Annotated in this window: 11 protein-coding genes; 6 read left to right on the top strand and 5 right to left on the bottom strand. The window is 69.4% G+C overall.

Features of this window, described 5'->3' with window-relative positions; all coding sequences use genetic code 11:
- From NIE79_RS24885 to NIE79_RS24870, 4 genes are all read left to right on the top strand, one after another.
- Window positions 1-498, top strand: coding sequence for an LURP-one-related/scramblase family protein (locus NIE79_RS24885; protein WP_238680876.1), 498 nt, complete (start codon window positions 1-3; stop codon window positions 496-498).
- 234 nt (window positions 499-732) lie between these two features.
- Window positions 733-2,280 (top strand): ricin-type beta-trefoil lectin domain protein, encoded by a 1,548-nt coding sequence (locus NIE79_RS24880; protein ID WP_238680875.1) that lies wholly within the window; start codon window positions 733-735, stop codon window positions 2,278-2,280.
- A 93-nt stretch (window positions 2,281-2,373) separates the two neighbouring features.
- On the top strand, window positions 2,374-2,805 hold the full coding sequence (locus NIE79_RS24875) for an effector-associated constant component EACC1 (RefSeq protein WP_238680874.1): 432 nt from the start codon (window positions 2,374-2,376) through the stop codon (window positions 2,803-2,805).
- On the top strand, window positions 2,802-4,217 hold the full coding sequence (locus NIE79_RS24870; RefSeq protein WP_238680873.1) for a caspase family protein: 1,416 nt from the start codon (window positions 2,802-2,804) through the stop codon (window positions 4,215-4,217). The genes NIE79_RS24875 and NIE79_RS24870 overlap by 4 nt, the downstream gene beginning before the upstream one ends.
- A 182-nt stretch (window positions 4,218-4,399) precedes the next feature.
- Here NIE79_RS24870 and NIE79_RS24865 read toward each other — a convergent pair whose 3' ends face one another.
- Complete coding sequence (locus tag NIE79_RS24865; RefSeq protein WP_238680872.1) at window positions 4,400-5,593, bottom strand: DUF418 domain-containing protein; 1,194 nt, start codon at window positions 5,591-5,593, stop codon at window positions 4,400-4,402.
- A 180-nt stretch (window positions 5,594-5,773) separates the two neighbouring features.
- On the opposite strand from NIE79_RS24865, the gene NIE79_RS24860 reads away from it, so the two are divergent.
- Entirely contained in the window at window positions 5,774-6,661 is an 888-nt protein-coding gene (locus NIE79_RS24860) for a TetR/AcrR family transcriptional regulator C-terminal domain-containing protein (protein ID WP_238680871.1), read from the top strand.
- A gap of 60 nt (window positions 6,662-6,721) precedes the next feature.
- Here NIE79_RS24860 and NIE79_RS24855 read toward each other — a convergent pair whose 3' ends face one another.
- Complete coding sequence (locus tag NIE79_RS24855; protein WP_238680870.1) at window positions 6,722-7,807, bottom strand: hypothetical protein; 1,086 nt, start codon at window positions 7,805-7,807, stop codon at window positions 6,722-6,724.
- A gap of 165 nt (window positions 7,808-7,972) precedes the next feature.
- Complete coding sequence (locus NIE79_RS24850) at window positions 7,973-10,180, bottom strand: hypothetical protein (RefSeq protein ID WP_238680869.1); 2,208 nt, start codon at window positions 10,178-10,180, stop codon at window positions 7,973-7,975.
- A 67-nt stretch (window positions 10,181-10,247) separates the two neighbouring features.
- Here NIE79_RS24850 and NIE79_RS24845 point away from each other — a divergent pair, with 67 nt between their 5' ends.
- Complete coding sequence (locus NIE79_RS24845) at window positions 10,248-11,579, top strand: low temperature requirement protein A (RefSeq protein WP_238680868.1); 1,332 nt, start codon at window positions 10,248-10,250, stop codon at window positions 11,577-11,579.
- 72 nt (window positions 11,580-11,651) lie between these two features.
- On the opposite strand, the gene NIE79_RS24840 is transcribed toward NIE79_RS24845, so the two are convergent.
- Entirely contained in the window at window positions 11,652-12,332 is a 681-nt protein-coding gene (locus tag NIE79_RS24840; RefSeq protein ID WP_238680867.1) for a GOLPH3/VPS74 family protein, read from the bottom strand.
- Window positions 12,329-13,048, bottom strand: coding sequence for a hypothetical protein (locus tag NIE79_RS24835; protein ID WP_238680866.1), 720 nt, complete (start codon window positions 13,046-13,048; stop codon window positions 12,329-12,331). The genes NIE79_RS24840 and NIE79_RS24835 overlap by 4 nt, the downstream gene beginning before the upstream one ends.
- Between the last annotated feature and the right edge of the window lie 10 nt (window positions 13,049-13,058).

The following is a 13,058-nucleotide window of genomic DNA, read 5'->3' as shown; positions in this document are numbered from 1 at the left end:
ATGTTTGTCATCAAGGAGCGGTTCTTCTCGATCGGCGACGACTTCGACGTGCTCGACGAGCACGGCACCAAGGTCTTCCACGTCGACGGCAAGGTTCTCAGCGTCCGCAACAAGGTCGTCATCGAGGACGCTTCCGGTCAGGAGGTCGCCACGCTGCACCGGCACCTGGTGGCGTTGCGTCCCACCTACGAGATCCGGATCGGCGGCGAGAAGGCCGCAGAGGTCCGCAAGAAGCTGCTCACGCCGTTCCGCGACAAGTTCACCATCGACGTGCCGGGGCCCGGCGACCTGGAGATGAAGGGTGACCTGCTCGACCACGAGTACGTGATCGAACGCGACGGCAGCGAGGTGGCCTCGGTCTCCAAGCGCTGGCTGACGATCCGGGACACCTACGCCGTGCAGGTCGCTGCCGGCGTCGATCCGCTGCTCATCATCGGCAGCGTCCTCGCGCTCGACCTGGCCATGGACCGCGACAAGAAGAAAAACGACGAGGGCTGACCCCCTCGACGACAGCCGGGCTGCTCGGACCGTCCGCGTCGAGGCGGCCGCCGAGCATTAAATCGACACCGCGACGGTCCAACCCCCCGGCTGCGCCCCGGTAGCCACATCGCATTGACACAGATTTATGCCTCGGTCACACTTCACTGAGAGAGCGCTCTCTGGTTGTTCGATACCTCCTCCGCCACCGCCGGTCCGCAGTCGACGCGCGGCCGGGAGCTGGAAGGAATCGCAATGAACCGTCTACCGAGGATGTTCGGCATCGCCGCCGTGGTGCTCGCCGCGATCGGACTCACGCCTACCGTGGGCTTCGCCAACCGGGGCCCGGCTCCGGACGCGCCGACCGCTTCGCCGACCCTGGACGTGGATCCCGCGATGGTCGCCGCCATGCGGCGGGATCTGCGCCTCACCGACGCCCAGATCGTCAAGCGGGTACGGGTCGAGGCCGTCGCGCCGGCTGTCGAGCGGCGGCTGCGCGAGAGGCTCGGCTCGTCGTTCGCCGGCGCCTGGATCCCCCAGGGGGGCGATCGCCTGACCGTCGCGGTCACCGACACCTCCGCCACCACCGTTGTAACCGCGCAGGGCGCGGACGTCAGCGTCGTCTCCCGCAGCGAGAAGCAGCTCGACGCTACGCTCGCGGCGCTCGACCGGCACGGCGCCGCGGCCGGCAGGAGCGTCCACGGCTGGTACGTCGACGTCCAGGCCAACCGTGTCGTCGTGCGGGTGCAGTCCGGCGGCGAGCCGGCCGCCAGAGCGTTCGCCCGGGAGAGCGGCATCGCCGTCGACGCCATCGCCGTCGTCGAGGCCCCCGAAGCACCCCGGCCCCTGTACGACGTCCGCGGTGGCGACCAGTACGTCATCAACGGCAACACACTCTGCTCGGTCGGCTTCGCTGTCGTCGGCGGCTTCGTCAGCGCCGGACACTGTGGCGGCGTCGGTAGCCCCACCCTCGGCTACAACAACGTCGCACAGGGCAGCTTCGCGGGCTCGTCCTTCCCCGGCAACGACTACTCGTGGATCCGTACCAACAGTTCCTGGACACCTCAGCCGTGGGTCAACAACTACTCCGGCGGTAACGTGACGGTTGCGGGTTCGCAGGACGCCGCGATCGGCAGCTCGGTGTGCCGGTCCGGCCGTACGACCGGTTGGCGCTGCGGCACGATTCTGGGCCGCAACGAGACGATCAACTATGCCCAGGGCGCCGTCTCCGGCCTGAGTCGCAGCAACGCCTGTGCCGAGCCCGGGGACTCCGGCGGCTCGTGGATCTCGGGGAACCAGGCGCAGGGTGTGACCTCGGGCGGGTCCGGTAACTGCAGTTCCGGTGCCACGATGTGGTTCCAGCCGGTCAACGAGATCCTCAGCACCTATGGGCTCAGTCTGATCACCTCCGGCGGCGGCGGGAACACCCGCTTGATCAGTAACTGGAACAACAAGTGCATGGACGTGCCCTCGTCCAACTTCTCCGAAGGCGTACCGCTGCAGACCTGGGTATGCAATGGCACTGCCGCCCAGGCCTGGACGTTCAGCGGCGGGGCGTTGCGGTCGCAGAACAACAAGTGCATGGACGTCTCCGGCGGGTCCACCGCCAACGGGACGGTCGTCCAGCTCTGGTCCTGCAACGGCACCGGTGCTCAGCAGTTCGTCCTGTCGGCGGCCGGCGACCTGGTGAATCCGCAGGCCAACAAGTGCGTCGACATCGACGGCTGGAACGGCAACGACGGCGCGCGTCTGATCATCTGGGACTGCGCCGGCACCGCCAACCAGAAGTGGCGCCAAGGCTGACCGTTTCAACGACGAGCTGACGGTCAGGCTCCGCCCCTCGTCATCGACCGCCGCCTGTACGCCGGCCCGCCGGCGGCTGACGGCCGCCGTTTCGTGCTCTCCGATATCGTGGTCGATGTCCGCCGCTGGGCGCTGAGGGGAGTGATGTTGCGGGTACGGATCCTCACCGATGGTCCCGGCGAGCTCAACGCCCTGTATGGCTGGTTGCGGGCCGACGCGGCACTGGCACGAACGGCCGACGTGCGGTCCGCCCCGCCGCCTGCAGGCAGCATGGGCGCCCTCGACGTGGTGGACGTGGTCCTGACCCATGTGACAGCGATGTCCAGCCTCGCGGTGACGGTGCTGGCCTGGCGACAGAGCCGGCCCAGGCCCCCCTCGATCACCGTCGTCCGGGCCGACGGCAGCCGCCTGACCGTCGACGACACGTCTCAGCTCACCGCCGAGATGATCAGCGCGTTTCTCGCGGCGAGCGACACGGCCAGCGGCGACGCTCCCGACGGGGGCGACCACCCGCCATCGCCATGACAGCTGCCCTGCCCGATCCGGCGGCGTCGCGGGCCGTCCTGATCGGAGTGTCCGAGTACCGGTCGATGCCCGGCATCCCGGCGGCCGAGCGCAATGTGCGCGGCTTGGCCGCCCTGCTGACCGACCCGACCCTCTGGGGCCTGCCGCCCGAGCACTGCCGCGTGGTCATCGACCCCACCTCCAGCGAGGAGGTGCTCAGGGCCGTGCACGAGGCGTCCATGGCCGCGACCGATGCGCTGGTGGTGTACTTCGCCGGTCACGGCCTGCTCGACGACATCGCCGAGTTGTACCTCGCGCTGCCCGAGGCCAGTCGGGAGCGGCTGTGGGGCGCGGTCCGCTTCGCCGACGTCCGCCGCGAGATGATCACCGCCGCCCGGGGCTGCCGGGCGAAGGTGGTGCTGCTCGACTGCTGCTACAGCGGGCGGGCGATGTCCGGGTTCATGTCGGGCCCGGGTCAACTGGCCGACCAGGCTGTCGTCGACGGCGCCTACCTGATGACCGCCACCGCCGAGAACATGCCGGCGATCGCCGCGGTCGGCGCCGAGTACACCGCCTTCACCGGTGCGCTGGTGCAAACGCTACGAGACGGCGTACTGGGCGGGCCCCGGCTGCTGGACATGGACACCCTGTTCACCGCTGTCGACCAGCACCTGCACGCGCGGAACCACCCACGGCCGCAGCGTCGCAGCCGCAACGACGGGCACCGCATCGCCATCGCCCGCAACCGCGCCGCTGCGACCCCGCCGGGCGGCGCGCCGGACGACGAGCGGGTCGGGGAAGTGGCGCCGCCCGGACGTGGTTCCGGCCCGGGGCGCCGGTGGACGCGTCACCGGTCGGTGTGGGCGGGTGCCCTGGGTTCACTCCTGTTGCTCCTCGCGATCATCGGTTGGCAGGCGGACCTGCTGGGGGGCGGACCGAATTCCCCCGAGGGCCGGAGTACGACCCAGCGCCCCGGCACGTCCAACACTCCGTCCCGCACCACTCCGTCCGGCCCCACATCATCCGACCCCACACCGCCTGTCACCGGTCCGTCGGCGGCCACCGTGTCGCCCGCACCCGCGCGGGGTGGCCCGCCCGTCGTGATCGTCTTGTCGGAGGACCCCGACGACCGCGACAAGCCCGTCACGGGCAGCACCCCCGACGGGTCGATCCGCATCGGCGTCCATGCGGTGAGCACCAACGACCAACGAATCGGCTTTTCGGTGGTGACCGATGAGCGCAGTTGCATGGTCAGCGCCGCGACGGTCGGCCAGTCGCTCGTGCTACCGGAGTCGGCCGGAGGCTGGGTCAGGATCGTCGTGGACGACGTCCGGTCCAAAGTCATCGGCGCCCAAAAAGTCGTCTACCGTGGGCTCCTCTCGGTGTCCCGCGGTGCAGGTAAGGCCCCCAGGAACAACCTCGCCTGTAACTAGGGCCCGTGTGTGGCGGGATCTGACCGGGGCTCGCGGGTGGTCGCCATTCAGGTTCGGATGGTCCGGGTACGCAGGCCAGGTCGCCGGCCGGGCACAGCCGCACCCCTGAACGCCGCCGCGCAGCCGGCCGGTCGATGATGGTCGCCGTCCGGCTGCGCAAGGCTGGTAGTGAGTTGTCGGGCCTACCAGCGCATGGCGGGTCGTCTGCCGTGGGTCCACGCGCGCAACGCCCATTCCAGGGGGCCGTACCGGAACCGCCGCATCCACCAGTAACTGGCTGCCACCTGGACCACAAAGATCGTCAGTGCGATGAGCAGCGTCTGCGCCGGCGAGGTGTGGCCGGCCAGGCCCAGCCCGACGCCGGTGAAGACGAGCACGCAGATGAGCGACTGGCCCAGATAGTTCGTCAGCGCCATGCGCCCCGCAGGCGCCAACGCGTCCGCGACGCGTGGACGCCGCGTGAACAGACGCAGCAGAGTCGCGGCGTAGGCCGCCGCGAGGAACGGCGCGGTGACGATGCTGACCATCAGTCCGGTCATGTTCGCCGTGCCGCCGCCGATCGCGAACACGGCGGCGCCGGCCAGGCCGACCGGATAGCCGATCCGCTCGCATCGGCGCAGCAGGTCCTCGTGGGCGTGCGCGGCGGCGAGCATCCGGTGCTTGCCAGCGGCCAGACCGACGAGGAACGCGGCGAAGGCCAACGGTCCCTGCACGGCAAGTGCGCCGAGCATCGCCGGCAACGAGCGCAGGTGCTCCAGGATGACATCACCGAACCCGCCGCGTAGAGCCTCCGTCGAACGCGCACCGGCGGTGACCGCGGCGGCCTGGTCCGGGACCACCGCGGCGCCGAGAACCGCGGCCAGACCGACAACGAACGCGGTGACGCCCACGATGATCGCCGCTGTACGCAGGGCGGAGCGCGGCTCGATCCGCCGAACGGCGAGCAGCACGAGACCGAGCAACGCGTACGTGGTGAGGATGTCGCCGTGGAACAGCAGCACCGCGTGGAGCGCCCCGAGCACGAACAACCCGGACAGCCGGCGCAGGAATGTTCGGCCGAAGGCCGTCCCACGCCGGGCCGCTGAGTCGAGTTGCAGGGTGAAGCTGTAGCCGAACAGGAATGAGAACAGCAGGTAGGCCTTCATCGCGAACAGCAGCTCAACCGCACCGGCGACCAGCCGGTCGAGCGCGCCGTAGGCCGGATCGCTGATCAGTTGGAACGCGTATCCGGAGCTGAAGTACCACACGTTGACCAGCAGGATGAGCAGCAGCGCAATCCCGCGTAACGCGTCCACAACGTTGATCCGGGCGCCGTCGATGTTCGCCGCGGCCCCATCCAGTGCGTGGCCCGGCTGGCCAGGTCGGAGCAGGCTCATGACATCGCTCCTCTAGAGGCGTCGAGCACCGGGCCGTCGTAGGTCCTGCGAAGCGACTTCAGCGGAACGAAATCAGTCATGTCGTACAGCGTATGAGTGCACTAGCGCCCGACAATAGTCAGGCTGTCCCCCGTATTCGTCTACCGGTACCGTGACTGCACTAGTGCACGGGAGGCTGCTGTGGAGGAACCGCCGTACCGCCGGATCGCCGCCGATCTCGCGGACCGGATCGCGTCAGGCGAGTTCGCACGCGGGGCGAGGATCCCGTCGACCCGGCAGCTCACTGCCGAGTACGGGATCGCGATGGCGACCGCGACGAAGGTCCTGGCGACCCTGCGCGAACGGGGTCTCGTTGAGCCCCTGCGCGGCGTCGGCACAGTGGTCGCCACGGCCGGCGTGGGTAGAGCACCCGACCCCGACCGCGAGCAGGTGGTCGCCGCCGCCGTGGCCATCGCCGACTCCGAGGGGCTGCACGGTCTGTCGATGCGCCGACTCGCCGGCCAGCTCGGCATTCCGACGATGGCGATCTACCGGTACGTGGCCGACCGGGAAGAGCTGGTGCTGTTCATGATCGACACGGTAATGGCCGACAACCCGCCCCCGGCCCTCACCCCGGACCACGACGGCTGGCGGGCCTGCCTGGAGGCCGTCGCCCAGTTGCAGTGGGCGATGTACCGTCGGCACACCTGGCTGGCCCAGGCACTCTCCTTCACCCGGCCACTGCCGGCCCCGCACGCCATGGCCCACACCGAGTGGGCGATGCGGGCCCTGGACGGGCGCGGGCTCGACCTGAACGCACAGTTCACGGCGGCGGTGACGGTGGCCAACTACGTGCGCGGCACGGCGGTGAACCTGGCCGAGGAGGCGCAGGCCGAGCAGGACAGCGGCCTGACCGACACCCAGTGGATGGCGGCGCACGGAGAACGGATCGGCACGGTCCTGGCCGACGGGCGGCACCCGCTGATGGCCCGCTTCATCACCGCCGACGACATGGTCTGGAGCCTGGACACGCTCTTCGAGTTCGGCCTCCAGCGCCTCCTCGACGGCCTCGCCCCGCTCCTGCGATGACGTCAGAGGCCCCTACCGGGCCGGCGGCGATGGAGACCGCCGGCGCGGCGCGGCGCGGCGTCAGAGTCGGGAGGTGAAGGTGGCCAGGAAGCGGTGTGGGGTGACTGCGCCGGTGTTGTCGAAGCAGATGACGTCGACGTCGGCGTTGGTGGTGTACGTCCAGGGCTGGGTGAGGTGGCAGTAGTTGCTGCCAGTGCCCTGCGCCACCACCTGGGCGTGCGTCTCCTTCAGGCCGACCTGCGGGAAGGTCGCCAGGTAGCGGCCGGCAGGTGCCAGCGGTGCCACGGTGTTCACACCCACACCGAGCACCGAGTTGTCATTGGTCGGCCCGCCGACAGCGGTGCCCAGATAGCCGAAGTGCGACGGCGGTCCGAGCGAGCCGACCACCGGCCGCCGACGGTGGTACGAGAGGACGAAGTCGGTGTTGATGAACGCGCCGGCCTGGTCGTAGCAGAAGACGTACACCTGCACGCCGCTGCCGACCGCGCTCCAGGTGTAGACCTTGCAGCGACGCGGACCGGCGTTCGGCTGCACGGCGGTGACCTGCACGTTGCCGGCGAGGACCCCGGCCAGCCCCACGCCGGGCAGCCGCACCAGATACTGTCCGACGCCCAGCGGCCCGACCGTGTTCACCGCGCCCGTGGAGTTGTACGACTGCGCTACCAGGCCGCTGCTCCACTGCACGTACGCATGGGAGGTCCCGGCCGGCAGCACGCCCGAGCTGGTCGTCCAGAGCACTGTGAACGGGGTGTCATCGCGCGTGCCACCCGGCTTGTGGCACTGCACGTCGACGATCTCGTCGGCGCCGGACTGGAACCAGCGGACCACCTCGCAGTAGTGCCCGGTCCGGTTCACCGGGGTCACGTGCGGCACACCCCGTGAGCCGGCACCTATCTGCGGAAAGCGGACCTGGAACCGGCCGGGTGCGAGCTTGATGCCGTCGGCCCAGGCGGCGGGGAACGCGGTCTTCCAGCTACCCCACTGCCGGCTGGTTTCCAGCACGGTCCAGACCGGCACTGTGGGGTCCTTGACGTACGCGAAACCCCAGCGATCGGCGGTGGCCGCCGCGGCCGGCGTCGGCGGCGCGAGTGCGCCGGCGGCCAGGACGGCGGCCAGTGTTGCGGTGACGAACGATCGGAGACGCATCTGTCCTCCAGTCGACGGGAACATGTCGGAGAGGAGTGTGCGCGCAGTGATTCCATGGTCACAGTCGGCTACCTCGTGCTGCGGTGTCGGCTGTCCGCTACTCGTGGTCGAATTCCTGCGCGGTGCACGGCGCACATGGGGGCGCCTCGAGTCTGCGACCGCAGCTCAGCGGAGGTGGTCGGCGAGGTTACGCACCGCCTCATCGAACGCCTCGTCGGATTCGCAGGGCCGGTGCCCCTTGATCGGTGGCGGAAAGATGTCGCCGGCCGGAGCTGTGACGGCGGACGGGTCGCGGAGCCGTCGGTCCACCGTCTCGCGGTCGGATGCGGCGGGTGCCTCGTCGGGTGATTGCGGCGGAAAGACGCGGCCGCCGAGGGGATCGGTGTCTCGCCACAGATTCACCCACCGCCAGTCCACCCGGTTGGCGATCTCGTGAATCACCTCGTCGCTGACGTACGCGGGAAAGAGCCGGGCGTACAACCGTCGAAGCGGCGAACCGTGGGTCAGCAGCGCGACCCGGTCGGTGACCCGTGGCGGCAGTTGGAGCACTGTCGCGGCGAGCAGGACGGAGCCGTGGCTGTGTCCGGTGAGCACCACCGTGTTGCCGGAGTCGACGAGGTGGGTGATCCGGCAGGTCAGTTCGGGAACGGCCCGCTCGGCGTAGCACGGCGGCGCGAACGGGTGCGCGGCTCTGGGCCAGAAGGTGCCCAGGTCCCACAGCACGCCGACGTACCGGCGGAATCCGGGGGTGCGATGGGCGAAGATTCCACCGACGATCAGGCCGACGATGAGGGCGGCGATCAGATAGCTGCCGACACCGATGCTGAAGTCGACGAAGCCGACCGGCAGCCCCACGTACCGCTGGATCAGTTCGCCGGGAGGCGTCGGCAGTAGGCCGAGCGCGACCATCGTCATCCCGATTCCGGCCAGGCAGGCGTAGAGCACCGCGAGCGGCACCAGCCGCTCGGTGAACCCGGCATGGGCGATGCTCTTGCGCACCTGCCGCAGCCGCGGCGTGGCATCGGTCGGCGCGTCAGGGAAGTCACGAGCAACGATCGCCGACGCGGCCCGGATCCGTCCCGGCCGTGACGCCACCGACACCACGCCGGCGACGGCCAGCGTCACCAGCACCGCCAGCGAAAAGCCGAGGATCGCCCAGATGCAGGCACGCGGTGGGCTGGTGATCAAGGCCTCCGCGGTCGGCGCGCCCCTGTTCAGGACGTCGGACACCCGATAGACCAATTCAGCGGAGAACGTGAGCGCCAGACTGATCGCGGCTACGGAGGTCGCCAGGGCGCCGAACCCGAGCGCGGGCGCGACATCCGGCTCTCGACGCCGGTGCCAGAAGAGCGCCACCCCCAGGGCAGCAAGCAGCACCGCCTGACCGATGAACAGCCCGACGACGGTCAGGTTGTAGCCGGGCAGCCCGTTGCGCTCCGGCCAGGAGGCCGAACTGGTCAGGACGTGGATCCAGACCAGCACGGTCAGACCGAGGGCGATCGTGCGCAGCACGCTGACCAACCGGTCGAGGCGCCACTCCGTGGGCGTGGTCAGAGGTGGGGTGCAGAGCAGAACCGCACACATGATCAGCAAGAGTCCGGACGTTGCCGCCAGCGCGACGGTGCCGATCGACAGGCCCTGCGCGGCCCGGGCGCCGAGCAGGCTGAGGTCCAGCGTGGCAAACGCCGCCGCGACGTGAATCGAGCGCAGTCGACCGACCAGCGGCTCATTGTCCCACCGGCCGACGGCGGTGAGCCGGTTCGCCGCAAGGGGCTGGTTGGCCGCGCGGAAGACGTGAGACGGGAGTGCCGGGCGAGCGCTGAGCCCCCACACCAGGCCGATGGCCGCAGCTGGCACCAGCGCGAGTACCGCCAGACGCAGTCCGGCCGGACGCCCCCCGAGCCAGGAGAGCCAACTGCGTCCCGCCAGGCACTCCGGTGAGGACATGCACTTCCACGCAATCACATCCAGCGCGATCCCCACCATGCTCAGCACGTACATCCCGGTCAGGCTGAGCGCCAACAACCGGCACAGGGCCTTGATCACCGGGTCGGAGCCGGCTCCGGCCGGACGCATCCAGATGGCGAGGTTGATCAGCATGAAGGGCAACAGGATCACCATCGACAGCGTTCGCACCGCGTTGCCAGCGGGCAGATTGTTCCAGCGATAGGCCTCCAGCGTCACTCCGTCAGCCTTGCCGCCCTCGTGGTTTCCCGGCCGGGGTCGGTAGAAGCCGCCCCGGTGGTCACCCGCCACCTGCTGTACGTGCGGTCGATCCAGGAGGTCATCCGGGCCGGTGGCGGACACCCCGTGCACCCGCAGTTCCACGAAGCCGTCAGGTCCAGGGCGCCCGCCCGCGTCTCGCTGATCCATCCGGTACCGGCCCCCCGGCGTGTACGCGGCGCACACCGGCCCGCTCGGCTGATCCGACGGCGCCCGCGTGGCGCAACGGGCGTACCCCACAAAGGGAGATGCAACCCGGTGCGGCATTCTCCGGGTATCGACTCGACGACCCACCCGGCGTGGTACCAATACCCGGATAGGCGAAGCCGGCAGGAATGGGCGGCCCATGTCGACAAGGGCAGCAGCGCTGCTTCGAAAACCCGGGCAACCCCAGCGACCGAGCCTTCTGGAACTCTTCTTCGACCTGGTCTTCATCTTTGCCCTGAATCGGGTCTCACAGCGGCTGGTCGAGGAGCTGACCGATCAGCGGGTCGTCCTCATCGACGTCGGCGAGACGCTCCTGTTGCTGCTGGCCTTCATCGTGCTGTGGTTCGTCACGGCGTGGGTCACCGACCTTTACGACCCGCAGCGGCCCCAGCTTCAGGTGCTGGTCTACACGGCCATGCTCGGCGCGCTGGTGATGGCAGTCGCGGTGCCGGACGCGTTCGGGGACAGGAGTCTGGCCTTCGCTGGCGCGTACGTCGCCGTCCACATCATTCGCGGCCTGGTCATCGTGCCGCTGCTGCGTGGCCACGAAGCGCAGCGCCGGGCGGCCGGGGTGTTCTTCTGGTTCACGTTGTCGGCGGTGCCGTGGATCGCCGGCGCGATCGTGACGGATCTGGCCCGCACCCTGCTGTGGACGATCGCGATCGCCATCGACGGCGCGGCACTGCTGCTGTTCTATCCCGCGCCGTGGTCCCGCCCCACCCAACGGCAGTGGCCCGTTCTGGCCGAATATCTGTCTGAGCGCTACCGACAATTCTTCATCATCGCTCTGGGTGAACTGATTCTGACGACCGGCTCGGCCTACAGCGACACATCGTTTCGTCACGGCGGAGCCGCGGCTGCCTTCGCGGTCTCGTTCATCACCACTGTGCTGCTGTTTCGCGTCTACATCTTCAGGGCGGGCCAACTGTTGCCCGAGGCCATCAGAGCCGCCGCCGAGCCCGCGCACCTCATCCGGGAGGCTTTCCTCGCGCACGTACTCATGGTGGCCGGGATCGTCGCCGTTGCCGTCGGATACGAGATCGTGATCGAACATCCGTTCGGGCACACCAACGCGGCGTGGATCCTCGTTGTCCTCGGCGGACCGATGCTCTTCCTGATCGGGCGGGCCCTGGTGGAACATGCCGTATTCGCCCGGGTGTCCCGCTCTCGGATCGTCGGCGCTGTGGCGCTTGCCGGCGCCTCGCCGTTCATGATCCTTCTGCCGCCGCTGGCCGTGGCCGTCATCGCCGTCATCGTCCTCGCCGGCATCGCCGCTTCCGACGCCATGCACGCCAGGGGGAAACCGCCCGAACGACCGCACCCGGCCAATTCCAGGCTGTGAGCGGGGAAGCTGTCACCGAGGCGCACACGTCCGCCGGCTCGCAATGACCGGACCGGTCTGGTCTCGCGCGTCCTAGCTTCGAGGAAGCACTGTGATGGCCGCGATGGCGCTGTTGACGACGGTGGCCGTCACGGTGCGGGTCACGGCTGCCGCCGCAGCGTCGGCACCCCAGTTGCCCCGCTCGAGTTCCTTGGCCCGGCTGATCACCGATGACGTCCACGGGATCTCACGGTCGAACTGCGGGAGCGTCCCGCTCGCCGAGAGCAGCGCCGCGAGCGCGGCGACCCGCGCCTGCGGCTCCGCGCCGTCCACGAGGACCCGCCGAACGTCGGCGAGCAGGCGGGCCCGTCGTTCGGTTCTGCCGTCCCGCAGGGCCGTCGTCCGGAACAGGCCGAGCACCTTGCGGGGCTCCTGGTCGATGTCGCCTCGTTCGATGAGCCGCTCCAGCACCGGCTGGCGCAGGGCGGGACCGACAGCGGCCAGGGCCGTCTGTACCCCCCTCGGTTTCTCGGCCAGGTAGTCCCAGGCCGGGCGCAGGAGGCCGTCCGACGGTGGATGATCCGCCACGCTCCTGAGCCGACCCCGGTCCGCCGTGGTCAGGTGGTCGCCGAGGGCGAGGTCCGCCAGAACGGCTCCGCCGAGGACGTAGAAGAGGGTGTTCTCTCCCGCGATGGTCCCGGACCTGGGTTGGAACAGGAGCAGCAGGAGATCTTCCACCAGGGTCGGCGCATCCGACCGGGCTTCGGTGGTCATCGGCGGGGCTCCCAGCGGAAGAGTCGGGTGGCCAGAGCGACGGCGATGACGACCCAACCGAGCGTGGGCGCGAGCAGGAGCAGGGAGTCGGTCACGGCGACGCCGCCGTTCCAGGCGTTCATCGTCAGTTCGGTGGCCGCACCACCGGGCAGCAGCCGCTTGAGCCAGGCGAGGTTCTCGGTGCCGGAGATGCCCACCCAACTGGCCATGGCGATCACCCCGAGGGTAACGGGCAGGGTGGTGACCTGGGCGTGTTCGGGGGAGTTCGTCAGCCCGGCCGTGGCGAGCGCCAAGCCGATCATCATGGCCACTGTCGCGAGGACCGCCGCCACCAGCAGGGCGACGTTCGCCGGTCCGCCGGCGACCACTGCCAGGGCGGTCAGGATCGCGGTCACCTGCACCACGGCGAGAATGAGTACGGGCAGCAGCAGGCCGGCAAGGATGCCGGCGTCGCCTTCGGCGGTGGAGCGCAGCCGCTTGAGGAAGAGATTCTGCCGTCGAGAGGCCAGAGTGGTGACGGCCGTGGCATAGAGCCCGAACGCGGCCACAGTGAACAGGACGATCGCGGCGATGTAGCCGAGGCTCCCGATGGCGGCGTAGGTCTCGTGCTGACGGACGAAGAACACACAGACCGCGGCCGGGATGATGAGGCTGGTGATCAGCACCAGCCGGTTGCGGAAGATCTGGATCAGTTCGCTGGACGCGATGGACAACACGGTGAGGCTC

Source organism: Micromonospora trifolii, from assembly GCF_022229005.1.
GTDB lineage: Bacteria > Actinomycetota > Actinomycetes > Mycobacteriales > Micromonosporaceae > Micromonospora > Micromonospora trifolii.
Note: the sequence above shows the minus strand (reverse complement) of the source record. Positions and strands in the feature narration are given on the sequence as shown.

Bases quoted from the DNA above. Each gene is read 5' to 3' on its own strand.
- NIE79_RS24885 (WP_238680876.1), top strand. From the start codon at position 1: ATGTTTGTCATCAAGGAGCGGTTCTTCTCGATCGGCGACGACTTCGAC.
- NIE79_RS24850 (WP_238680869.1), bottom strand. From the start codon at position 10,180: ATGGATCAGCGAGACGCGGGCGGGCGCCCTGGACCTGACGGCTTCGTG.
- NIE79_RS24865 (WP_238680872.1), bottom strand. From the start codon at position 5,593: ATGAGCCTGCTCCGACCTGGCCAGCCGGGCCACGCACTGGATGGGGCC.
- NIE79_RS24870 (WP_238680873.1), top strand. From the start codon at position 2,802: ATGACAGCTGCCCTGCCCGATCCGGCGGCGTCGCGGGCCGTCCTGATC.
- NIE79_RS24840 (WP_238680867.1), bottom strand. From the start codon at position 12,332: ATGACCACCGAAGCCCGGTCGGATGCGCCGACCCTGGTGGAAGATCTC.
- NIE79_RS24880 (WP_238680875.1), top strand. From the start codon at position 733: ATGAACCGTCTACCGAGGATGTTCGGCATCGCCGCCGTGGTGCTCGCC.
- NIE79_RS24855 (WP_238680870.1), bottom strand. From the start codon at position 7,807: ATGCGTCTCCGATCGTTCGTCACCGCAACACTGGCCGCCGTCCTGGCC.